This window comes from Nocardia cyriacigeorgica GUH-2, assembly GCF_000284035.1.
Classification (GTDB): domain Bacteria; phylum Actinomycetota; class Actinomycetes; order Mycobacteriales; family Mycobacteriaceae; genus Nocardia; species Nocardia cyriacigeorgica_B.
The window spans coordinates 924820-950735 of record NC_016887.1 but is presented as its reverse complement, the minus strand read 5'-3'; the positions used below and the strand labels follow the sequence as shown (position 1 = coordinate 950735).

Here is a 25916-nt window from a genome sequence, read left to right as displayed (position 1 = left end):
TCCTTGTCTCTGTCGGTCTCCCGGTCATGCACGGAAAGTCTGCTCCCGGCGCTGTGGGTCGGCGAGGACGCTGTGCACCAGTGCGCCGAGGTCCATCTCGGGTGGAAGGGTCCGGTAGCGCACCTCGAACACGACGACACCGTTCTCGATCACCGCGAACCGTGTGGTACGACGCTCGAGCAGGACCCATTCGACACGGACCGGGCCGCCGAGGTCGATCGTACGACCGTCCACCCGCAACGCCAGCGCGGCACCGTCGCGATAGAACACCACCCGCGACTCACCCAGATCGCCGTACACCCCGCCCCTGGTGCCGTCCGACGCGGGGACGGCCTGCAAAGCGCCCGAAGCAGGATCGAATTCGGCTGCCACTCCGAACCCGGCGAATGGTTGCACGAGGATCGGGCCACGCGCGGCGGCCTGCCGGCTGCCGGGATGCCCGTTCGCGCGTCTGCCGTTCGAGGCGCCCGCTCCCCCACCGAAGGGAGGGGGCGGAGGCATCGGCGCCAACGGAGCGGGGGCTTGGTCACCGTTGGCGTGGTGATTCTCCGGGCTCCACGCCTGATGAGCCGGTGCGTGTGCGTTGTCGGCCCGGTAGTGCTGACCGAGCGGAGGAACCGGTTGACCCGGCTGCACCCCACCCGCCACTTCCGGCGGCTGACCCGAGCCGTGCACCGGACCTGCTTGCGGCATGGGCGCAGCCTGGCCCGCGTGATTAGGAAGCTGCGCAGGCATCGCGGAATCCGGGGTCACCAGCGGCGGGGCCGGTGATGCCGGCGGTTGCCATGGTGCAGCGGGATGCGGAAGGTGTGGCGATACCGGCGGTTCCGGGGAAACCGGCGGATGCGGCGCGGCCGGCGGCTCCGGGGAAGCCGGCGGCACCGGCGGATGCGACGGGGCCCGCAACTCCGGAGAAGCCGACGGCACCGGCTGATGCAACGACACCGGCAGCTCCGGAGAAACCGACGGGTGCGACGGCATCGGCGGCTCCGGCGGAACAGGCGGCTCCGGCAGGACCGGCGACAGAGGCGGCACCGCCGGCACGGACGGCTCAGGGAGCGCCGGCGGGTGCGGCGGCACAGGCGGAACCGGCGGCAGAGGTGGCACCGGCGGCAGAGGTGGCGCCGGTGGCTGCGGCGGCACCGGGGGCACGGGTACCTCGGGAGGCACCTGCGGCTGCGGCGGTACAGGCGGCTCGGGAGGCATCGGTGGCTGCGGCGGCACTGGTGGAACCGGGGGCCGCGGCGGCACGGGCGGCTCAGGGGGCACCGGCGGCACCGGCGGCTGCGGCGGCACCGGCGGCTGCGGCGGTACCGGCGACTCGGGAGGCACCGGTGGCTGCGGCGGCACTGGTGGAACCGGGGGCCGCGGAGGCACCGGAGGCACCGGAGGCACCGGAGGCAAGGGTGGCACGGGCGGCACAGGGGGGACCGGCGGCTGGGGAGGCACCGGAGGCATGGGCGGCACAGGGGGCGCCGGTGGGGTGGGAGGTGCTGGTGGCGCGGGAGGTTCCGGTGCCGGGGGTGTCGGCGGAGCCGGGGGAGCCGGGGGAGTCGGCGGAGCCGGCGGTGTCGGCGGCACCGGTGGCTGCGGCGGGGCCGGGGGCTGCGGCGGGGCCGGGGGCTCTGGGGGTGCCGGAGGGGTTGGCGGCTGGGGTGGTTTCGGCGGGAGCCGGGGCTCCGGATCGGCCGGCTCGATCGGGTCTACCGCAGGGAACTCGAAGTCCTCATCCCGCGGGAGCTTCGGGATGTGGGAACGGTAGATCGGGTCGCGGCGCCGGTGCGGGCTACGACCGTCGTCCGAGCCACGATCGCCGGAAGCGGGAGGCTGCTGGGCGCCGTCACCCGTGGGCTGGGCATCGTCACCCGCGGACAGAACATCGTCACTCGCGGTCCGGTCGTCGTCGCCCGAAGTCCTGGCGTCGTCGCCTGCGGGCTGATTGTCACCCGTGGGCTGGGCATCGTCACCCGACGGCAGAGCACCGTCACTCGCGGCCCGGTCGTCGTCGCCCGAAATCTTGGCGTCGTCGCCTGCGGGCTGGTTGTCGCCCATGGGCCGTGCATCTTCACCCGCAGGCCGGTCTGCGCCCGCCGGCTCAGCATCATCACCCTCGCTGCGGGCGTCGCGTGAGGGCCGCGCACCCTCACCCGCCGGCCTGGCTTCGCCGCCCGCGGCCCGAGAATCATCACCCGGAGACCGAGCGCCATCACCCGCAGGCCGGTCATCAACACCGGACGTGCGGGCGTCACCTGCAGACCGAGCACCATCATCCGTGGGCTGGGCATCGTCACCCGCAGGCCTGGCTGCGTCACCGGCTGGTGTGGGGTCGGCGGCACCGGAGGAATCGCCGTCACCCATGTCGGTCGGGTCATGTCCAGCGTCGGGATCAGCATCGCCTTCGCGGTCCCCACTGCCGGAGGGGCGGCGGGCGGCGCGCGTCGGGTCATTGCCGGTCTCGACCGAATGACGCCCGGTAGCACCGGGATCGACATCGCTACCGTCAGTCATCCCGGGCCCCGTTCCGGCGGAATCGGCGTCGCCGTCCGCGCCGGGCTGTGCGGCGTCCACATCGGCATCGGAGTCCGAACCGGGTTCCGGCGACGGCCGCTGTTCGGCGCCGGGATCGGAGCCATCGCGCGATGCATCGCCGCGTTCGGTCTCCCGATCGGGAACCTCGGCACCCTCGGGATCTGAGACACCCTCGCGTCCTGCGGAGGGCTCGGGATTCGAAGCACTGTCGAACGCCGACGCATCGTCGGAATTCGAAGCGCCGTCAGGCTCGACAGTACCGTCGGTATCCGGAGCGCCGTCAGAGTTGCGGGTGGGCGACGGTGGCGGCTGGGCGGATGTCGGATCGTTTGCCTGCGGGTCGGTGGAGGTGGGCGGGTTGGGTTGGGCGGGTGGGAGTTCGGGGGATGTGGGGCGTTCGGGCAGGAGTGGGGGTGTGGTGGGGCGGGTGGGGGTGTAGGGGGTGCCGGCGCGCCAGGCGGTGAGGGGTGGGCGGTCGGCGTCCCAGTGGTAGCCGAGGCCGATGGCGTAGGCGTTGGCGTCCTGCCAGGTGGCGAGGGGGTTGGCGAGTAGGTATTCGGATTCGGCGAGGGCGTCGTGCAGCAGGATGAAGTCCTGGGGCAGCGGGGTGCCGTCGCGCAATCGGTTCCAGGCCTCGGCGATGTCGGCGAGGCGGTCCATCGGCTTGCGCACGAAACGGCCGTTGGGGTCGGCGTAGTCGCGGACCAGCAGCTCGGTTTCCATCAGGTGGCGCCGGATCTGCGCGAGCTGCTCGGGGGTGAATACTGGCACGTCGTCGCGCATGTGCTCGGCCAGCGTGCGGGCGATCAAGTCCGGATCGACGCCGGCAATGAGCAGTTCGCGCACGTCCTCGATGGTGTCGCGGATGGCGGCAGGGGCATCGGCGGCGAACTGGTCGGCCAAGGCTTCGGCGACGCGGTCGACCTCGGCGTGCAGGGCTTCGATCTGAGCGTCCACGTCGCCACGCGGATCGACCCCGGAGCGACCGTCGACCAGATCCTGGCGCACCCGGTCGACGACCTCGCGCGCCCGATCCACCTGCTGCGCGCGCCGATGCTGCTCGATCCCCTCGGCGATGCGGTCGAGGTCGCCCGGATCGGCCAGGAACCGGTCGTATTCGGCGTCGGCCCAGTCCTGCACCCGCTGCCATTGCGCGGCCTCGCGCTCCCACTGCTGCCGCAACGATTCCGGCACGTCATCGAGGCCCGGGCGGTGATCGGAGGGATCCCACGGACGAACCATCGGCTGCACATTGCGTTCCGGCGGCGCGAACCACTCGTACCCACGGAACACCGTTCCGAACGGTGGGATGCGCTGCAGCCACGGCCGCGCCTGCACCCAGCGACCGATCCACGGATGCCGTTGAATCCACGCCTTGACCGCGGGATGCTTGGGCACCTGCGCCGCCATCAGCAGCAGCCGCACGATGTTGTAGGAGTCGGCGCCCCAGTGCTGGCCGAAGATCTGGTTCGGGTCGAGACCGGAGGTGTTGTACAGCGTCGGCGCTTGCGGCGCGTTCACCGGCAGCGTGCTCTCCGGGATCTTGCCGTCGGGGACGTTGTCGGTGGGCAGGGTGATGTCGTTGACGACGTCCTCCATGGCCCAGCCGCTCACCCCGTCGGGCGGATCCTTGCGGGAGTACTTGCCGTACCGCTCGGCCTTCGGCTTACCCGATTCGCTGGTGTCGCGCCCGGTCTGCCAATCGGGGCGGGTCGGGTCGATCCGATGCCAGCGGCCTTCGCCGTCACGCCAGGAGATGATGTCGAGCCGGTTGCCCCCGACCCAGCCGGTGCTCAGGCGTTCGACCTCGAGCAAGCCCAGTTCCTCGACCGTGCACACACCTTCGCGGTCGGCACGCACCCGACGCAGTTCGACGGTGGTGGCGTCGTCCATCATCGACTGCGCCACCAGCGAATTCGTGCGCAAGGCGGTGGCGAAGGCGTCGTCGATATCGCTGCGCGGCGGGCGGCCGAGTTGGTCGCGGATGCCGAAGACCACGATGCGGGTGGCGTCACCGTCGACGATGATGCCCACGCGCGGCGTCACCATCCGGCCGCCTTCGCCCTCGATCATGGCCCGCCACGCGCCGGCCAGGCCCGCCATCTCGTCCTGAATCCGGCCGACGAGGTTGTGCACCCGGTTCACATCGCGAGCGGCGTCGGCGAGCGCGTCGATATCGCGGAGCAGGACACGCGGGCCGTCGCCGGTGAGCACGTCGAATTGGGCACGGGCGCGCAGGAATCGGAGCGTTTCTTCGAGCCGGTCCGGGGCGAGCGCGGCCTCGTCGGGACGGCCCTGCTCATCGACGACGCCGAGGCGCGTGGCGAGATCGTCACGCATGACCCGACGCGGCTTGATCTGGCGCAGCTGGTCGGCGCGGTCCCTGGCGAGCCGGTCCAGTTCGGCCGCGACCTCGTCGGCGCGCAGCCTGCCCTCGCCGACGCCCGCGCGCTCGAGTTCGGCGAGCTGGCGGTCCACCTCGTCGACCTCGCCGTCGAGCCGGTTGCAGACGCTCGCGGCTTCGGCGAGCTTGGCGATCGCCGCGCGGCGTTCGGCCTGGTCGTCGCTGCTGCGCGGGGAGCGGGACTGGCTGGGGCCCTCATCGATGCCGCCGGGATGGATGACGGTGTCCGCGCCCGCCTCCTCGTAGAGGCGCAGGATGGTCGGCTCGAGCCGGTCACCGCGCAGGGCGGCCTCGTCGACGCGGCCGTCGTCGTCGACCAGGCCGTGCCGGACCGCGCGGTCATCGCGCTTGGCACGCCAGAATTCGCGTTCGCGAGCCAGTTCCTGACGCTGCTGCACCAGCCGGTCGTACTCACCGATGGGAGTGACCGAACGTTCCAGGCGCGCCAGTTCCTCGTCGAGCCGGGCGACGTCGGCGTCGGCGTCGTTGAACTGCTCGGCGGCGCGTTCGAGCGCGTCGAGTTCGGCTAGCCGGCGCGGCATTTCGTCGACGCGCATGGTGCGCCCGCGCAGTTCGTCCATGGTCGGGCCGAGGTTGTCCCGGTTCAACGCGGCGTAGTCGTCGCTGTCGTCGATCGGGTGACGTTCGGCGCGCATCTGCCGTATCTCGCGCCACTCCTCCCGACGCGCCACCGCCTCGGCCCGCTCGGCAGCGAGCCGGTCGTATTCGGCGCGGACCTCGGGGGACATCTGGGCGCGCGGATCGACGTCGGCTGCGTCGCCGTCGGTCGAGGCATCGGTGCCGTCGCTCGACGCATCGGCACCGTCGGTCGACACATCGGCTCCGTCGCTCGACACATCGGCACCGTCGGTCGACGCAGCCGCGTTCGGCTGGCCATCGTCGGGTCCACGCGCAGGTTGCTCCCGCGACGACTCATCGCCCTCGCCGCGATCACCGTCATCGGGTTGGGCCGGTGTCGGCGGAGTCTGCGGCGGTTTCTGCCCTCCCCCACCGGCTTTCGGCTCCGGCGCACCCGGCAATTCCCTCGCTTGGCCCGGTGCGGCGGGAGGCGTCGAGGGTGGTGTGTCACCTGCTGGGGTGGGGGTGGCGTCCGGGTCGTCGCCGGGGTCGTCGGTGCGCCAGGTTCCGTCGGGGTTGCGGGGCTGGTGCAGGTCGGGGTGGGGGCCGGGGGTGGCGTTGTGGGCGTCGTTGACGAGGCCGGCCAGGTCCCGGATATCGGCGGCGCGCTGACGGATCTCGTCGCGCAGGGCGGCCTGGACCTGCGCCAGTTCGGCGGGGCTCAGGCGTTCGTGCAGGTCCATGCGGCCGTCGCGGAACTTGGTGTACGCCTCGTCCCAGGCATCGTCGCTGGCGTCGGTGATATCGACGCCGAGGATGCGCAGGTAGTCGCGGCTTGGCCTGCGGGTGGAGACCTCCGGGGCGGGGCCGTCGCCGAGCGGGGCGAACAGGCCGGTGTCGCCGAGGATGTCGAGCAGGAAGCCCAGCGCTGACGGGTCGTGGACGGGCAGCTCGTCGCCACCCACGCGCGGATCGGCGCTCGGGTCGCGTTGCAAATCCGTCGTGAAGGGATCGACCTCGCCCAGCGCGCGCACGAAGTCGGTCAGCGCGTCGACCACCGCGGGCTGGTCGGCCAGGGAGAACACCATCGCGTTGATCGCGGAACGCATGCCCTCCGGGCCGAGCGTGTCCGGGTCCGGCACGAGGTGCCGCATATCCGGGGTGAAGCTCGCGCCGTACAGCTCCTCGGGTGTGACGCCGAGCCGCTGCGCCAGTCGCAGCACCGCCGCGTTGACCGCCGCCTTGTCCAGCTTGCGCAGGCTTTCGGCGTACTCGGCCAGATCCTCGAGCTGCTGGAGCCGGCGCGAGTCCGGCGTGGCCGGGTCGGCGATGATCTGCGCGACCAGCTCCGGTGACAACGTGGCGCGATCGATCTGGAGCCGGTTGGCCAGATGGCCGAGCACCTTGTCGAGAGCGTTGTAGTGATCGATCGCGTCGGCGCTGCGGGTGGCGTCGAGCAGGCCTTCGACCTGTGTGGCGCGCAGGACGTTGTCCTGCCACAGCTGGGCCAGCGCATCGGCCCATTGGCGTGGGGTGAGCGAATCGGGGTCGGCGATGCCGAGCCGGTTGGCCAGGGCATTGCGTTCGGCGCGCAGGGTTTCGGCGCTGCGGTCGGCCTCGGGGCGGTCGCCGGCCGCGGGCGGGTCCTCCGAGCGGACGGACGGTTCAGCGGCCCGGGCTTCCGGCGCGGGAACCGGGTCCGGCACCACATGCCACGTCCCGTTCGGCTCGCGCACCATCGTCACCGCGACCGGACGGCCGTCGATCTCGCCGCGGAAATGCCGGATCTCCGGGGTGTCGAGCGCGACGATGTGGACCATCCCGTCGCGGTCGAGGAACGCGCTGTGGAACTCGACCTCCACCTCACCGCGGTCCACCCGGCCCGCCAGTTCGGGATCGCGGGCCAGGGCAGCGGCGATGGCCGCCTCATGCTCGCCCCGCGCATTGACCACGATGACGCGCGGCGGTTCACCGGGCACCTCGACGACGCGGTCGGCGGGATTGGCGGCCAGGAATTCCTCGACCCGAGCGGCGAAATCACCGATCAGATCGGCGCGCGCGGGCATCTCCTCACGCAAGGCCGCGATGGTCTCGTCCAACCGGGCCGACGGCGACAGCGCATCGATCGGCACCCCGACCAGCTGCGCCCACACCCCGCGCTCATCGCGAAGCTGCTCACGCCGCAACGCATCCTGGAAGTGCAGGCTGTTGCCCTTGTCCCGTTCCTGCGGGATCTCCGGGCCCCACTCCAGGCCCGGCTCGCCGCCATTGTTGACGCCCTCCCAGCGCAGCATGTCGGCACGTTCGCCTCGGGCCCGGGCTCGATCGATCAGCGAGCGGCCGAGCGGGTCCTCGTCGAAGAAGCTGGTGGCATCGGCGTAGGGGACGGCATCGTTTTCGGCGTTGTAGCGGCGGGCCGCGGCATAGAGGCCTTCGATGGCTCCGGCGCGGCGCATGCAGCCGTAGCGCGCGTCGGCGACGGCGCGACGCAACGTCTGCGCGTCCATATCGGTCAGGCGCAGGCCGAGCCGGGCCGCGATGCGGCGCAGCTCGGCGGCGTCGGCGGCGCGCATGCGCAGGTTGTCGGCGAGGTCGCGGGCCCAATCCGGCATTGTCGGCTCGTTGTCGAGTTCGCCTGGCGCGGGCTGTTGTTCACCCGGCGGCAGCTCCGGGCGCGCCGATGGTTCCCCACCGTCGAGCCCGGCCAGTTCCAGGTCGGCCTGGATTTCGCGCAGCAGCTTCGGATCGGCCTCGTCGATCCACGGCGCGTACTCCTCGCCGTCGGGGGTGAGGATCGGCGCGACATCGCCGGTCTGGGTGGGCAGCCTGCCGGTGAGGTGGCGCAGGAACGGAATGAGTTCCCGGCTCTTCCACATCGTCACACCCTCTTTGAGGATGCGGGCGGGGTTGAACTTGGTGGTCAGTTCCTCGATCGGCGAACCACCCGGTGTCGCAGCCGGTTTGGAAGTGATCAGGTCGATCGGCAGGTACTCGTGGCCGAGCACGGACTGGCCCGCGCCGTCGACACCGGAACCGGACGGATACTTCGGGCTCGCGCCGCCGTACCCGTTGCGCAGCGCGTCCCAGACCTTGCGCAGCCACGACTTCTTCTTCTCGATGGCCTTGGGTTCGGACGCCTGGGGCCGCTCGGTGACCGGGCGCAGCCGCTCCGGCGCCTCGACCCGCCAGCCACCGTTGCCGTCATCGACCAGCCGGACCGGGACGCGGTCGCCGTCGACGGTGATGACGTAGCGACGGGCGCCGGTATCTTCCAGCCTGGACGCGAGGACGGCGTCGGCCAGATCGTCGATATCGGTGATGCGGCGCAGTATCTCGGTGCGGAGCCGGTCGATGGTGTGATCCGGGCGGTCGGTGAGGTCGGTGAGGTCGACGTCGAGGTGGGCGGCCCAGCGGTCGCGTTCGGCCGTGGCTGCGGCGACGTCATCGGGGTCGGTGACGGCATCGAGCCGGGCGACCGCATCGGCCAACGCCTCGACCACCGCCGCCCGCACCAGATTGCGGTACTGCTCGGCGGTGACGGTATCGGCCAGTCGCGCGGGGTCGAGGGCATCGGCGCCGAGCCCGTACCGGCGGGCCAGTTCGGCGGCGACATCGGCAATCGGATTGACCTGCGGCATCAGCACATTGCCGCTGCGCGCCGCGCTCTCGTTCAGCGGCGTGGACGCACGATCCGGCGCCTGCCCGGCGCTCTCCGGCGGGAACCAGAGACCCGGCTGGTCCGGCGACGGATGCGTGAAGTCCTCCGGGTACCGCATCGGCCGCAGCGGACCCGCCTCCGGATCCAACACCGCGTCCAAGAACCCGTGCACATCGGCCAACTCGGCCAGTTCGGCCAGCGCGCCCAACGGATCGGGATGCCGGGTCAGCCGCTCCCCCAACCCCAGCAACTCCGCCAGCCGAGCCACATACGCCCGCTCCCGATCCGACAACACCAGCGGATCGACCTGATTCCGAAGCGCGACCTCCCGCAGGAAATCGACCACATCGGAAAACGGACGCTCCCCCCAATGCCGCTCCCCGGCCTCGTCCGCGCGTGCGCGTGCAGGCAGGTCGGCAGACGGCGCGCCCTGGTCCCCGGAATCCGGGTCCGCAACGCCCGCCGGCCCGGCCTGCTGGTTCGTTCCCGCACCCTGCTGCGCCGGAGCGGGCGGTTGCGCCAGAGGCTCCTGAACCGCCGGATCGTCCTGCGGCGGATTGTCCAGCTGCACCGGTGGAGTGGGCTCCGCGGGCTGCGGTGGATCGGCGGGCATCGGGGGATGCGCGGGACGTGGAGGTTCCGACGGCATCGGGGGGTGCGCGGGCCGCGGGGGCTCCGAGGGCATCGGCGGATGCGACGGGACCGGCGGCTCGGACGGCATCGGCGGATGGGACGGGCGCGGCGGCACAGCGGGCCGGGGCGGTTCCGAGGGCATCGGGGGGTGCGTCGGCTGCGGTGGCTCGGGGGCCGGAGTCTTCGGGGGTTCGGCTCCGCCTGGGGAGTAGGGTTGGCGGGGTGAGGAGGGGCCGGCGGGTGTGGGGCCTGGGTCTTCCGGGCCATCGGGGGGGTTCTGGGGGTCGTCGGGGAGTGGGTGGATGGCGGTGTCACGCAACCACTGCACGCGATCCTCGGCCATGCGGGCGGACCATTCGGCTTGGTCGGCGCGCAGGGTGGCCCAGCGGTCGGCGGGGTTGGCGTCGGCCAGACCCCGCAGGAAGGCGGAGTGCTCGGCCGCCATGTGGGCAGCCCATTCGGCCTGGATGATCTGCTGCCGCTCGTACCACGCCGACGGCGGACCCTCGAGTGGGGCGCGGCGGGCGGGATCATCGCCGGCAGCCGAGTCGCGTGCCGCACCATCGGCATCGGCCGCACCAGGATCTTGCAGACCGCGCCGGGAGCCCGGGTCGGCGGGCGACGAGCCTGGGTCCGACGGGTCCTCGAGCGGGCCGCGGCGGGCAGGATCATCGCTGGTGCCCGAGTCGCGTGCCGCACCATCCGCGTCGGCCGCACCGGGATCTCGCGGACCAGGCCGGGAGCCCGGGTCGGCGGGCGACGAGCCGGGGTCCTGCGGGGCATCGGAGTTTTCGGGACCGTTACCTGGTTGGTCCGGCAGCGGGTGGATGGCCGTGTCGCGCAACCACTGCACGCGATCCTCGGCCATACGCGCCGACCATTCGGCTTGGTCGGCGCGCAGCGCAGCCCAGCGGTCGGCGGGGTTGGCATCGGCCAGACCGCGCAGGAACGCGGCACGTTCGGCCTCCATCCGGGCTTCCCATTCGGCCTGGATGATCTGCTGCCGCTCGTACCACGCCGACGGCGGACCCTCGAGCGGGCCGCGTTGCGCAGCGTCGTCGCCGGTACCGGAACCATCGGAGTCGCGCGGACCCGATTCGCGCCCGGCCTCCGCCCGATCGGCATCGCCGTCAACCGGTTCTTTCCCGGAAACCGCGCCGTCCGAATCGCTCTTACTGGGACTACTCCCGGTGCCCGAATCATCGGAGTCACCCGCACCGGGCTCTTCCGGGTCACCCGGCGACGGTGGCGCCTTCGGCGGACCGCCGGGAGGCACGTTGCCACCCGCACCTGCGGGGACGGGGCCGGAACCCGAATCACCCACCGGTGCAGCGGCTTCGGAGCCGGCACCCGGCTGTCCCGGGAGCGAGCCGCGCGGGTCGCCGGCACCCGACTGCCCCGAAAGCGGATCACCCGGGTCGCCAGCACCCGACTGCCCCGAAAGCGGATCACCCGGGTCGCCGGCACCCATCTGCCCCGAAAGCGGACCACGCGGGTCGCCGGCACCCATCTGCGCCTCGCGCATCGCGCGGTAGAACTCGTCGGCGAGCAGGGCGAGGTCGTGGATGCGCTCGGCGCGGTCGCGGACTTCGGCGCGCAGGGCGGCGAGTTCGGCGGCCAGTTTCTCGGGGCTGAGGCCTTCGTGTTTTTCGATCCGGCCGTCGCGGTAGGCCTCGTACACCTTGCGGAAGGTGGCGTCGTCGGCGTCGGTGAGGTCGACGCCTACGATGCGGGCCCAGTCCCGGTTGGGGGTGGGTCGCCGCATGGGGTCGGTGCTGGGTAGCGGACCGGTGTCGGAGCGGCGCGCGGCCTCGGCGACGGCGCGCGCGAAATCGCCGGCACCGACGGCGCGTACCGCGTCGGTGATGATGCCGCGCAGCGCGGTCATCGAATCCCGGTCGTGCATCGGGAATCTGCCGTCGATGACGCGCGGGTCCCGGCTGTGGTCACCGCGCGCGACCGCGACGTACGGGTCGAGGTCCAGCAGCGTGTTCGCGTATTCGGTGAGCGCCTCGCGCACCCGGTCGCCGTGCCCGCGTGCCTCCAGATCACGGATCACCGTGGCGAGCTTGGTCGGCGACATCCCGCTGGCATCGACGGCGAACTTGCGGCCCTCACCCGGCACATCGACCCGTCCCGGCGGCATCAGCGCGGCGTGTGTCAGCGAAACCCGGGCCCGTTCGGCGTATTCCGGTTTGGTCAGCGCCCGGGCCACCGAGTCGGAGACGAGCCGTTCGGCGAGACGGTCACGTGCGGCGTCCACGGCCGCGGCGTCGATCTCACGCAGCTGGCCGGCGTATCCGGCGAGGTCGGTGAGCTGCTGGGTGCGCAGGGCCCGGCGCTGGGAGGTGTCGCTGAGCGCGTCGCCCATGGTCTCGCCGGTGAGGTCGGCCTGTGGGATGCCGAGCCTGGTGGCGAGCCTGCTGCGGGCGTCGCCGACCTCGTGGAAGGTCTGGATGTCGTTGGCGGAGCGGATGAAATCGGTCAGGCCTTCGATCTGCGCGGCCCGCACGGCATTGTCGAGCAGCTGTTCGGCGACGGTCTGATCGATCAGGTCCGGATGCACATCGGCCGGGCCGAGCCCGAGCTCGTGCATCACCCGGACCAGGTCGGCGAGGATTTCCGCACGCGGTCGCGGCGTGGTGGGCGCGGGGTCGGCGGCGGGGGCCGGATCCGATTCGGGCACCGGTTGCCAGGGGCCGTCGCCCTCGCGGATCAATGTCACCGACAATTCGCGTCCGTCGACGGTTTCCTGCCGGTGCAGCACCTGCGGGGTATCGACGGGTTCGAGGTGGGTGCGCCCGGTCCAGTCGGTACGCTCGGCGCGATAGTCGACGGTGACGCGGCCGTCGGCGAGGTCGCGGACCAGCTGCGGGTCGCCGGCCAGAGCGTCCGCGAGCGCCTGATGCCTGCTGCGCGCACCGTCGACGACGATCAACCGGTCCGGCCCGTCGGGCTCCGGAATCCGCACCACCTGATCGCCGATCGACTCACCGACCAGGTCCCCGTCCTCGGTCTCGGGATACCGCTGCCGGGCGAGGTCGGCGAATTCGGCCACCCGGTCCGAGCGCGCGATATTGGCCTCGCGCAACTCGTTCAGCAGCCCGTCGACCATGTCCCGGGTGAGTTGGCGGACGTCGAGGTCACGCATGGCGGCCCAGGTGGCCAGCTCGTCGCGCAGCTGATCCCGGCGCAGCGCGTGTTCGAAGAACTGGCGCAGGCCTTGGTCGCGGCCGAGTTCGTCGCCTTCACCCCATTCCGGCAGCGGGTCGGCGCCGTTGCCGATCGGCGTGGTGTCCAGCAGGCCGAGGTGGTGGCCGAAGGCCGCGATGATCTCGTTGCGGAACCGGCCCATCGGGTTCTGGTCGATGAAGCTGACCGCATCGGCGAACGGCACCGCCCGGCCCGCCGGATCGGGTTCGGCGAAACGGCTGCGGCGCGGGGTATCGGCGGGCTCGTCGTCATCGGCGAAGACGTCGTCGTCGAGGACGTCGTCCGGTCGGCGCGGCCCGTCGAGCTGCGCCGGTTCCTCGCCGCGATCCAAACCGGGCGCGCCCGGCTCACCGGGTTCCCAATCCAGTGTGGTGTAGGGCAGCGTCTGTTCCTCGTGCAGGCGCTGGGCGGCCGCCGCGAGACCCTCGATCGCCGCCGCCGCGCGCACCACCCGGTACTGCTGCTCGTCGATGACCTCGCGCAGCGTGTGCAGGCTCTCGTAGGGTAGGTCGACGCCGAGCAGACGTTGAGCCGCGTCAGTGAGCGATTCACCGTCCGGTGGCGGGCCGGCCGGTTCCGGCGCGCCGCTGTCGGCCGGCGGTTCGGCGGCGAGCCGGTCGGCTTCCTCGGCGCTGACGAGGTCGCGGTCGAGCAGGTCGTCGATGATCCGTTGACGCTGTTCGGCGTCCGCGCCGGCGAAGGCGTCCAGCAGGGCCTGCCGGGTGTCATCCGGTGTGATCCGCTCGACGTCGTAATCCGAGACGACCTGCTCGCGAACGAGATCCGGGTCGGCATCGGTGTTCCACGGCCGGTATTCCTCACCGTCGGCGGTTCGCATCGGCAGATGCTCGCCGGCGGAGCCGCGCATGCGCCCCGACAGCTCCCCGAGGATCGGGATCATCTCCCGGTTCTGGATCCAGATCGGCGCCTGCTGGGCGATGCGCAGCAGCGTGGGGTCGGGCGCGCCCGCCTCCGGTGGCGCCTCGATGCGCGGTGTGTCGGACGGCGGCGCCGGCGGTGGGGCGGGCGGCGGCGGTCCGACCAGATCCGGGATGCCCGCGACGCCATCACGCAGCGCGGCCTGACCGGCCGAGTCACCGACCGGCGACCCCGACGGGTACTTCGGCTGCGGTTCGCGCCCCGGCATCATCTCCCGGACCGCATCCCATTCCCGGCGCAAAGGCGAACGGGTGTCGACGGATTCGGGTTCGGCCGGTGCGGGCACCACCCGCCATCGGTCTGGTCCGTCGGCGCGCACCGGCACCTCGACCTGCTGGCCGTCGACGTCGATGGTGACCTTCGGCGGCGGGTCCACCGAGTCCGGTGTGATCGCGGCGTCGTCCGCCGAATCCGGGTCCTCGCGCTGGTCCGGCACCTTGTCCGGTTCGTCCCCGGAAGACCGCTCCGGGTCGACCGCCATCCGGTCCGGCGTTGACGGCGCGGGTGTATCGGACGGCGCCGGGTTCCGGGCCGCGTCGAGGAGCAGTTCGTACAGGATGCGCACCGGCTTGTTCGCCTGATCTGCACCGCCGACGAGGTATTCGGCCAGCGCTTCGGCCAAGGCCTCCCCCGGCCGCAACATCCCGTCCTCGTCGAGGCTGTAGCCGCTCAGCTCGTTCAGCCATGCGCCGAAATCGCCGTCGGGATCGGCCTTCGCACGCGCGAGCAGTTCCGATTCGGCGGTGTCGCGGGCGACCAGGTTGCCCGCGTAATCGAGGACATGACCGAACTCGTGCACGGCGACGTAGTAGACCGGCCTGCGCAGGATCGTCGAGGTGAATTGCCCGTTGTCGACGCCGTTTCGCGCCGTGCCGAGGAACGCGTAGGCGCTGCACGCATCGTCGTAGCTGAGCGTGATGGACCGGACATGCCACGAATCCGTGTCCGGGTTGCTGAGGCCCTCGGTCTCGCCCAGCACCCCGATGCCCAGCCGCCCGATGCCGACGGTGCGCACATCGACCTGCGGGAACCGCGTGAACATATCGACGAGACCGCGAGCGTAATCGCGCACCACGACGGCGTTGAGCCCGGGCAGATCGAATCCGAAGATGTCGAATTCCCGATTGCCGGTCATGTCGCGCAGTAAGTCGCGCAGCCGGTCGCCGACCTGCTGGGGATCGAGGCCGGACCATTCGTCGTCGTCGGTGACGCCGAGCAGTTCGGCGTCCTGCGTGTAGGCCGTATCGTCCGCATCGGGCGGCTGCAACGGCTGAATTCCGTCGTGCGCCATCCGATCGGCCGCACCGAAGACGCCGTCCCGGTCACCGAGCCGGTCCGGCGCACCCGGCCCCTGATCGTGCCGGGGCGAGCGGACGACGTCGACGCCGGTCGTCCGCTCGGCCGCCCCGACGAGCAGATCGTAGGCCTGGCCCACGCCGTCGCCGACGTTGTCGCGCCCGTTGAGCACCACATCGACGAAGGCTTCCGCCAGCGCCTCACCCGGAACGAGCTGACCGGCCGCGTCGAAGCCGTAACCGGTGAGCTCATCGCGCAACCAGTTCTCGTAGCCCTCGATCGTGCCCGTGCCGAGGCGGTTGTGCACGTAGTACTCGATCAGGGTGTCGTCCAGCATCGCCCTGGCGGCCCTGTTGCCCGCGTAGTCGAGGGCATGGCCGAATTCGTGCGCCACGGCGGCGAGTACCGGATGGTCGAGCACCGAGGGGTGGAAACGACCGGCCGCGACACCGTCGGCCATCCACTGCCGCAGCTGGTCCGGGTCGGCCGCGAACCGGGTGTTGAGCGTCATCGAGTCGGTGACGAGACCACCGGCACCGTCGTCGGCCGCGCGCGTCATCCCGACCAGGCCTGATGCCATGTCCTCGATGCCGATGCGGCGCAGCTGAACCTGTGGGTACCGGCTCACCAGATCGACCATGGCCCTGGCGTATTCGCGAGCGAACTCGGGATCGATGTCCGCCCGGTCGAAACCGGTCACCTGGAGGTCGGCGTTGTCCAGCAGGGTGCGCAGCTGAGAGCCGAGGCGATCGCCGACTTCGGCCGGGGACAGCCGCGTCCATTCGTCGGCGACCGGCGTGCGGACTTCCCGAGCGCCCGGTGTCGGGTCGGCGCTCTCGGGGCGATCACCCGATTCCGGTATCGGATCGCCGAGGCGATCGATGTTCGAGCCGCCGTCGCGTCCGGAACGGAACGGCAGGCCGTCGATGAACTTGCCGAATTTGCCGCGCCGTGGGCTGCGGTCGAACAGGTCGGCCGATCCGTCCTCGAGCACCTTGACGATCCGGGCGACGAGGCGGTCCTGGTCGGAATCGCCCATGCCCTGGAACAGTCTGTTGAGGGCTTCGGCGGAGCCGCCTTCCACCGGAGGTGGCACGACCCAGCCGCCGCGGCCATCGGGTGCCAGTTCCATGCTCGCGGGTAGCGGGCCGATATCGAAGACCTGCCGCGAGTAATGCGACGGCCAATCCGGCCACGGCCCGGTCCGCATCGGAATCTCGCGGCGAGCCAGGCGATTCACCACATCGCCGGGATGCGTCCGGTCCACCGCCTCATCGCGGAACGGTCTTTCGGCGACGCCGTCCCGCAACAGCGTGGGGCCGCGCCCGCCGGGACGATTCTTGGGCCTGGGCTTGAAATACTCCGGTCCCAGCTGCGCCAGCCAGTCACCGAGACCGAGCGAGGTCAGGTTCTCCTGCCGCAGGCGCAGGTAGGTGGCCAGGATTTCGTCTCGGGCCTCGTGCACGTCAGGGCTGCGGTAGGGGCCTTCGGCGGTGGAACCGTTGATGTACTTCGCGATCGGCTCGCCGTCGGGGCCCCGGACCGCCAGCTTGTAGTGCAGGTTGTGCGTGCCGTTCCACAGCACATCGCTGTATTCCGGATGCGATCTGGCCAGTTCGCGCAGCGCGTCGATATGACCGCCCGTCTCGGCGACGATGACCAGACGCGGCCAGGTTTTCTCGTCGGTGGCGGGGTAGCGGACGACGTTGTCGGTCAGGCGCTGCGGATGCGGTTCGTCGTCGAACTCGAGGTCCAGTACCCGCCGCGCGAGACCGGGGTCGCTCGGGTGGTCGGGAGCCGGGTCGGCGGGAGTATCGAGCGAGGTGGGAACGTCGGCGGGCTTGCGTGGGAAGCCCCAGTGCGATCCCTCGAGGTCGCCGGTGGCCCGGACGACGTCGAGCAGGACCTCGGCCTTGTCCGCGCCGGTGCGATCGAGGTAGCGCTCGAGCGCTTCGCGGCCCGCCTGCCGGGCCACCTGCTCCGGTGGCGGTCCGCCCGGGTTGCGCCGCAAAGCCTTCTCGGCCTTGGCATATGCCTTGTCGTAGGCGTTGGTGTAGGTGCTCTCCGCGGGCCCGAACGGGACGTAGGTGCCCAATTCCCGCACCATCCGCAGACTCTCGATCTCCGAGGCCAAGTGGTCGGCCAGGAGCTCGTTGTCTCGATCGGCCTTCGGTGGCCGTGGGGTGCCGGCGCTGCCCGGGTCGATGCCGTGCGCTCGATCCCAGACCGCCCCGAAATGATCGCTGTGACGGACGCCGTCGATCAGCGGTCCGAGCGTGTCCAATTGGGTTCGTACTGCACGCACGCCGGCTCGGAACGCCGCCCGGTGGTAGGCCGGGAAGGAACGGACCACACCCGATTTCCAGTAGGCGTTCTTGGCCTGTTTCACCGCATCCTGATACGCGGCGACGAACGCGCGCTCGAGCGGGGAGACACCGGGGCGCTTCAGATCGAACTTGCCGGCGCTGTCGGCATCGGAACGGTACGCCAGCCCCAAGGCCTCCGCCGCCCGGTCCAGCATCAGCTTCACGTACTCGTCGCGGCTGAGTGACAGCTGCGGCAGCGGCTGGTCGGCATCGGCGGCGAACAGTTCGGCCAGCCGGGCGCCACGCACCAGTTCCCGCACCAGCTCGGCCGGGTCGGCATTGCGGTCAAGCACCACCGTGTTGGTGGCCGGGTCATATCCCGCGACCGGACCGAGATCGACCCTGCCGTTCGACTGCCTGCCCAGGCGGGCATCCGGTTCGGTGCTGAACCGCACATCCACCCCGAGCCGATCCAGGGTGTGCAACGCCCACCTGGTCAGATCGTAGTTCCTGGGGTTGAACGCCAACTGACGCAGCTGCTCGGCGGTGCGATCGCTGAGGGAATCGCCGAGGGTGCTGTCGGGGTCGACGTCGGCGCGGACGACGGCGTCATCGGGGTCGGCGTCCGCCCGCACGACTGCTGCGTCTGGGTCACCCTCGCCCCGCACGACCGCGCCATCCGGGTCAGCATCGCCCCGCACAACCACGCCATCCGGATCGGCATCGCCCCGCACAGCGGCGTCATCGGATTCCGCAGATCGCGGTGGGGATGCCTCGTCCGGACGGGCCGGCGCATCGCCGCGCTGCACATGCAAGACACCCGTCGGGTCGCGCTCCACGCGCAGCGGGGTGGGCCGATCGTCGGCAATCCCGGGGCCGGCCAGGTCCCTGCGGACGAAGTCGGTGATCTCGCCGACCAGGCGCGCGCGGTCGGCGGTGGCTCTGGTGTGCTGGTCGGTGAGTTCCGCGAGGACCCGCACATCGTCGGTCTCGCCCAACTCCGGATGACGGGTGAAGACCTCGAGGATCTCGGGGCGGGTGTTCGGAAGCTCATCGCCGGATCGGCCCGCGGCCAGCAGGAGCCGGTCGACCACCCGGTCCCAGTCGCCTTCGATCCGCATCACCTCGCGCGTGGCGGCGGATTCGGCGCGCAGCAGCGCAGCGACGGCGCGCGCGGCTTCCGGCGAGGACGGGACATACTCGTCCATGCCCTCCGGCGAGTGAGGGCGCTGTTCCGCATCCCATTGCGCGCCTGCGGTCTTCGTCGGTCCGGAGTCCGCGTCGGCGGGGTCGAACATCGGGTGCGCGAGCAGGTGCGCGAGTGCGGCCTCGCGCGCGGTTTCCGGAGAATCGGCCTGGCGCAGCGCATCCGCGTATGCGTCGAGATACGCCGACTCGAGATCCGCGCGGACCGCCGCGTCCACGGCGTCCCGGATCGGGACGGCATCAGCGTCGTAACCGGCGCGGCGCAGTTCGTCCCGGAACTCGGCCACCCGCGCGATCGCATCGGCCTCCGCGCGGCGGTGCGCGTCGATGTGCTCGGCGCGATCGAGCCCACGGATGCGGGCCGGCATCGTCTCCAGCCGGCCGGCCACGACGGCATCGGTCAGCGCCGCTGCCCGCACCAGCGCGGCCGCCTGCGCGACCAGATCGCGTTCGCGGGTGCCGACGAAGACTTCCATCGTCCGCCCGTCGAAGGCGTCGGGCAGGGCCGGCCCCGCGCCGGGCTCCTCGAAGCGAACCATCACATCCGCCGCGCGCAACGTCGCGAGCGCGCCCCGGCCGGACTCGGTGCGGGCCAGCAGTTGCCGCACCTCGGCCTGCGCCGGATCGGCCGGGTGGATCAGCCAGCCGTCCGGTTGGCCGGTTTCGCGGACGAGATCGTAGGGGTCGGCGGAATCCGGGCCGGCTACAGCTCGAACGTCCCCTGTTCCGGCCAGGTCCCGTCCGGGCTGCGGTGCGCTGTCGCCCACGCCTTCGCCCGCGCGCACACCTGATGGATCGCCGGTGCGTCCGTCCGGCTGCGCAGGGTCTGCTTGTCGATCGTCAGCCGGTGTTCCAGCGTCGGGTCGTCGGTCGACTCCGCCCGCACCAGGTACTCGATCTCGTTGCGGTCCTCGCGGATCCGCCGCATCGTCGCCTGCCACCGGGTCGGATGGATCTGCCGGGCCCGGATCGGCTGCCCGGTCTCGATCGCTTGGTCGAACATCTGCCCGATCACCGCCGGCGGCAGGCTCGGGTGTTCCGTCACCGCGCCCGTCCGGGAGTCCACCACGTAGTTCCCCAGGCCGATCCCCTGCTCCGATGGCAACGTCGGCCGGCACACCCAGCCGTGCCGGGCGCGATGGATCCGGAACTGGCGGCCCGGGAAGATCTGCGCCAGATAGCGTTCCACTTGGTGCCTGTTCTGGAGTCGATCCATCGCCGGTCTCCTGCTTCGGTTGCGACTGGTCCGCGGGTGCGGCGAAATCCGCCGGGAGGTCGATGTAGAGCATCGCCGCGCTGTTGTCGACGAGCAGCTTCGGCGGGGTCTCGGAGGTCGTGCCGTGCTGCGGATCCCACCACACCGGACCATCGGCGCCCAGCGGGTACACCACCAGCGTGGCATGGCCGTTGTCGTAGAGCGGTTTGCCGTCGTCGGTGAACAGTTTCTGCCCGGTGTCCGGATCGGTGCGGTGCCAGTAGTTGATCACCACCGCGGCCGAGCCCGGACCCAGCGAGTTGATCTGATGGTGCAGCCCGTGGAATTGCACCGCTATCGGCAGATTCGCGTTCTGCCGCCAGTCTCGGCCCAGCCATTCGGCAATGCGCAGATCGGCGTCGGGTTCGCCGCCGATCGCGTTGATGGGCACGTCGGCGAAGTCCTCACTCAGCCAGCGCGGGAAGGCCACCTGCGGATCGCCGAAGAACGATGCCAGCGCCGCCCGCACGCAGTCGACGCAGTTGGTGGAACGCCCGAACACCTCGGGGCCGCCGTCGTTGATCAGTTGCCCGTAATCGTTCGTACGCGGATCGGCACCGATCAGGAATCGGTCGCCATCGCGCAGCGCGTCCTGCACGCGCGCCTGATGCACCGGGTCTTCCAGCACATCAAGGTAATTCGGGGCGATCTCGCGGGTCGCCGCCATACTGTCGAGCCGCGACGGGGTGTTCGCCGCGGCGATGTCGTTGCTCAGCTGGGCGAGATCGGCGTCGCTGAAACCGAGATCGGTGCCGAGGTTCGGATTGAGCGGGCCGAGCCCGAGATGGCGGCGCAGATCGTTGACGATCACGGCCGGGTCATCGTTCGCGGTGCGCACACCGGGGCCGGGTTCGCCCGCCCCCACCTGCACATGCGCCGCGTCCGCGTCGGTCGTCGCGACGAGGTCGATGAGCAGCGTGTCTCCGTTGCGCAGCTGCGCACCGGCGTTGAGCAGCTCATCGACCGTGCGCTGCATGTGGTCGGTCACCGCCCGGATCCCGGCAGCGTCCAGCGTGCCGTCTGAGTCGACGTGGACCCGCACCGTGGCGACGGTGACCGGCGATCCGTCGTTGTGGAACCGCGCCGCGTCGAACACGGGCGTGGTGCGGTCGCCCGGCAGGCCGTTCGGGCCGATCTCCGGGCGGTGTACGGGGGCGGTGCGATCGTCGACGGGGGTTTGGCGACGCAGGTCGTCCCGTAGGCGGGAGGCTTCGGAGGGTGGGGTGTCGGGGGTCCGGTCAGCGGTCGGGGCATCTTCAGCGTCGCGATCACCGGTCGAGGCGTCATCAGCGCTGCGGTCGGGGGTCGGGGCGTCGGCCACGCGATCGTCGGTGGCGGGGCCGTCCACGTCGTCGTCGGGGCGGTCGCCGATGCGGGCGTCGCCGTCGAGAACGCCGACCGGGTAGTCCGGCGCCGGCCGGGTCGCTTGGACGCCGCCGATGATGTCCATCGGGACCGGCTGCCCGTCGCGGTTCAGGTCGAACCGGCGGATGGTCACCTCGCCGCGTTCGGAGGTGTGCGCGAGGTAGTACTCGATTTCCAACGTGCCGTCGCGGTGGGCGCGCAGCAGCGCGTCGCGTGCGGCGATCAGCGCTTCGCCCGCGGGGTCGCTGTCGAGGGCCCGCAACCGCTCCGGGGAGGCGCGCAGCAGAGTGGCGAGGTTGGTGTCGATCGCCAGGGTGCGGCGTAGATACTCGGGCGAACCCTGCTGCGCACTAACGGATTTCGAGCCACCGAGTGTCGACCCGACACCCTTGGCCTCGACCACGACCAGCTTCGGCGGCTTCCCGCCGGTGCCCGGCTCCAGCGCCGCGATGTCGACGGTATTGGCTCCGTCGAACGCGCCCGGGAACGGGGTGAGTTGCACCGCGCCCGGTCGTAATGCCGAATCCAGCACGAACGCGGTCGCGCCCAGCTCACCGAGCAGCTTGGAGGTCGCCACCATCTCCTGGCCGAGATCGTTGTACCGCTCGGCTTCCGCGCGCAGCTCGCCGATCCGGATCAACTTCGCGATCCGCTCCGGCTCGGGAATGTCGCGGTCGGTCGCGATCCGATTGATCTGCCGCTGGATCTCCGCGTCCAGACGTTTCGGCGCGAGATCGTGGATATCGGTGATCCCGAACTCGGCCATATGCTGCTTGACCAGGGTGCCGAGCGCGTCACGCTCACCCTGCAGCGCGATCCGGTCCGCCGACGCCTGCGCCAGACGGTCCGCGATCGCCGCATCGGTGACCTGGTACGGAGTCGCGGGCCCGGGTTGCGCCTCGTACCGGTAGCCGTAGGAGGTACGCGGATCGGGGATCCAGCGCTGGGCGTCGCGCAGCTGGAAGTTCTTGTCCCGCCAGGTGTTCGGCGGATCGTCGGTGTGGTGCCAGTTGCCGTCGCTGCCGCGGTACATCCCCTCCGGCACCGCGCGCAGCGGTGCGGGCTGATTGCCGTCCCCGGCGCCCACCCGCCGGTCGGCGTCGAGCCCGCCCGCCGCGGGCACCGTCTCGTCCAACGGATGCAGCGGATTGCCCGCCGCGTCGTAGACGACGCCGTAGGTGCCGCGCACGTCGCGCGGCAGCGTGGGCGGGAAGCCCTCGACGCGACCCGCGCCCGGGTCCCGCACCATGAGCGTGCCGTTCTCGTTGACCAGCACATACGCGTGCGCGCCCACCCGGTATTGATTGGCCGGCCCGGAGTAGTCGTCCACCACCAGCGCCGCCGAACCGGGACCGAGGATGTGCAACTGATCGGCGATGGCCTGATGCCCGTCGAACGGCCGCAGCCGCCCACCCGCCGCCGCCTCGACCTCCCCCGCGGACATGCCCTCCGGCCCGACCGGACGCACCGGCGGGGTGATCGCCCGGCTGCCGGTCAGATCGCGGAGCAGACGCAATGCGAGCTCGGCGCAGCGACCTCGCCGCGCGGCACCATCCCGCGTGCCGGTGTCATCGGAACGCATCGCGGCCGTATCCGTCGAGTCGCCGATCGGAGCGGTGTCACGCGAACCGATCCGGTTGATGCCCGGGCCGTTGTCGCGACCGCCGACACCGCCGGCCGAGAGATCCGGCGGCGGGATGACGAACATAGCCGGCGGGAGGGCGGAACCGTCCATGTCGCCGGCATCCGAATCCGGGCGCCGCTGCGGGGCAACGTCGTCCGGCTCCGACCCATCGGCGTCGTCCCTGGCAGGTGATGCCGCCCGGTCCGAGCCGGGCCGATCCCCGGGCACTTGGCCATCCTGGGCAGACCGCTCGGCGTCACCATCCGTGCCCGGTCGCTCGTCGCGCCCGGCGGCGGCGTCATCGCGGGCGTCGGTGCTGTCGGACTGATCGTCGCCGCGTCCCTGGTCGACCCCGCCCGGGACGTCATCGCCGTGTTCGCGATCAGCACCACCGAGCACGTCATCACCACGCCCGCGATCACCAACGACCGGAGAGTCATCGCCACGCCCGCGATCACCACCGCCCAGCACGTCATCGCCGCGCTGGCGATCAGCACCATCCAGCACGTCATCGCCACGCCCGCGATCGCCACCGGCCGGCTCGTCGCTGTCCCGCCCGCGATCATCGCCGCCGAGCAGGTCGTCACCGCGCCCACGATCCGCGCCCGCAGGCACGTCATCGCCACGCTCACGGTCCGCGCCCGCCAGCTCCTCGTCGCCCCGGACTGGGACGGCCAGGTCGCTCGGATCTCGGCCCGTGCGGTCGGCACCGGCGAGGCCGGGCAACTCGTCACCGGGGCGCGAACCGGCTTGGATGCCCGGCTGATGGTCGCCGAGGACGGGAGTGGCGCGGTTGGTGTCGGGCACGCTCGCGCGCGAATCCGCCGCGGACGCAGCGTCATCGGGTGAGCCCGCGCGCGGTTGGCTACTCTCGTCGCCCGGAGTGATCGGATCGGCTGTGTCGTTGGTTCCTGCACGATCCGGTCCGCCGCTGACGGGGCTGTCGCCACCGGGTACGCGCCCGTCGGCGCCCCGCGCCGGGCTCGACGCGCCCGCACCGCCGCGGGCCTCCCACTCGACGCGGCCGGCGACGCGCCCGGGGTCGTGTTCGCGGGAGGCGCAGGTGCGCCGGCGACCGGGGGCGTCGGCGCGACCGGAGCCGCCCCACTCGCCGCGGCATCCTCCCCGGCCTCGCTGAGCCCGTCCATCCCGGTTTCGGGACCGAGATTCAACGGCACGCCCGGCATTCCGTGGTGAAGGCCGACTCCGCTGTCGCCTCCGGCGCGCGAATCGGCTTGCAGGCCATCGCCGCGCACACCGTCTGCGCCGGGGGCCGCGCCCGCACGACCACCACTCTCGCGGTCACCGGCGTCGCCGGCGGAATCACCCCGGGAGGCATCGCCGGCCCGCGAGGAGTCGCCTGCCCGGCTGTCACTATCACCGCGGTCGGTGGCATCCCCGGCGCGGCTCTCACCCGCACGACCTTCGTCCCGGCCGCCCTCACCGGACCGCGAATCTCCGCCGCTGTCGCCCCGCTGATCGCCCTGACTCGGCGGCGGCGCGGAACCGTCATCGACGCGACCGCCGTCACCCTGGGCCGGGGAGGTGCGGCCGCTGTCGCCCTGGCTTCCGGATTGGTTGCCGCCGTTGTTGTTTCCGCCCTGGTTCGCGCCGTTGCTGGCCCCTTGGTTGGCGCCGCTATTACCTCCTTGGTTGGCGCCGCCGGCACCTCCCTGATTGGCCCCGGTTCCTCCCTGATTCGCGCCAGAACCACCCTGACCGGCGCCTTGATTGCCCCCGCCGGCCCCCGGCGTACCACCCCCACCCGCGCCCGGCTGCCCGCCCGTACCACCGGGAGTCCCTGGCCCGCCCGCGCCGGAGCCGGGCGCCCCACCCGGCCCGAAGATCAGCGCGTCGACCCGCGACTGGAAACTCGGCTGGTTGAACAGATCCGGCCGTCGATTGCTCCAAACCTGGTTCGCCCACGCCTTGTTCGCTCCACTCGCGGCGCCGTTGAAAACGCCGGCGGTGATCGCGCGCGGATCGAAATTGTTGATGGCGTTGCCGAGGTTCTTGGTCGCGTCGTCCCAGCCGTCTTGCGCCCAATCGATGCCGAATTGGGTGCCGAGACTCGCCGCGTAACCCGCGGTCGCACCGGCCAAACCGGCCGTGGAACCGCTGATCAAACCGTTGACGATCGGGTTGACGCGCTGCGGCCGGACCATGGTCCCGTCGGGCAGCCGCTGCGGCCCGAGCCAGTTACCCATCCGGTGTGCCAGCGGCCCCGCCACCGCACCACCCACCGCGGATGACACCGCGGTGACGGCAACCTGCTCCCAGTTGATGTCTTTGCGGTTGCCCTGCCACACCTGATACGCCTGGATACCGAGGTCCTGACCGGTGCCGATGACGGTATCGATGGCGACGTGGCGCACCATGAACTGGAAGAACTTCTTGCGCGCCAGCGACACGACCATATTGCGGATGGCGCGGGCGGCTGTCTGCCCGATGATCCGGATCGCGATCCGGGTGACGGCGATCGCGGCGGCCTGCACCGCAGGCGCTGTTGGCGGGAAGATCCAGGCCGCGGCGAGCTCGGCCGCCAGCAGCACCAGCGACGAGATCACCATCAGCTTGGCGTATTCGATCTCGTTCGCCATCTCGTCGGCGGACTCGCCCATGCTGTTGAGTCCCTCGACCAACTGCTCGAGGGAACCCTTTTCCTGGCCCTCGGTCGCATAGAGCATCGAGTCGAAGGCCTTGGCGATGTCCTTGGGCGCTTCGCCCTCGGGGTAGGCGTTCAGCGACACCGTTTTGGCCGCGCGGACGTCGGCGATCACCTCTTGGATGGCTTCGGCTGCCGCGCGCCAGTCATCGGCGAGCGAGCGCATGTCATCCTCGTTGCCGTCCGGCCAGTCGGTGCCGGCGACCCACCCGAGGACGGTGGGGAAATCGATCGCCATTGCGGG

Annotated in this window: 2 protein-coding genes; both read right to left on the bottom strand. The window is 71.3% G+C overall.

Annotated features, from left to right (window positions below; translation table 11 throughout):
• Positions 1 to 24: 24 nt before the first annotated feature.
• Positions 25 to 22965 carry a toxin glutamine deamidase domain-containing protein gene (locus tag NOCYR_RS04230; RefSeq protein ID WP_158430125.1) on the bottom strand — a complete coding sequence of 7647 codons (22941 nt, stop codon included), beginning with the start codon at positions 22963 to 22965 and terminating at the stop codon, positions 25 to 27.
• On the bottom strand, positions 22878 to 25910 hold the full coding sequence (locus NOCYR_RS30010) for a hypothetical protein (RefSeq protein WP_014349118.1): 3033 nt from the start codon (positions 25908 to 25910) through the stop codon (positions 22878 to 22880). The genes NOCYR_RS04230 and NOCYR_RS30010 overlap by 88 nt, the downstream gene beginning before the upstream one ends.
• Positions 25911 to 25916 lie beyond the last annotated feature (6 nt).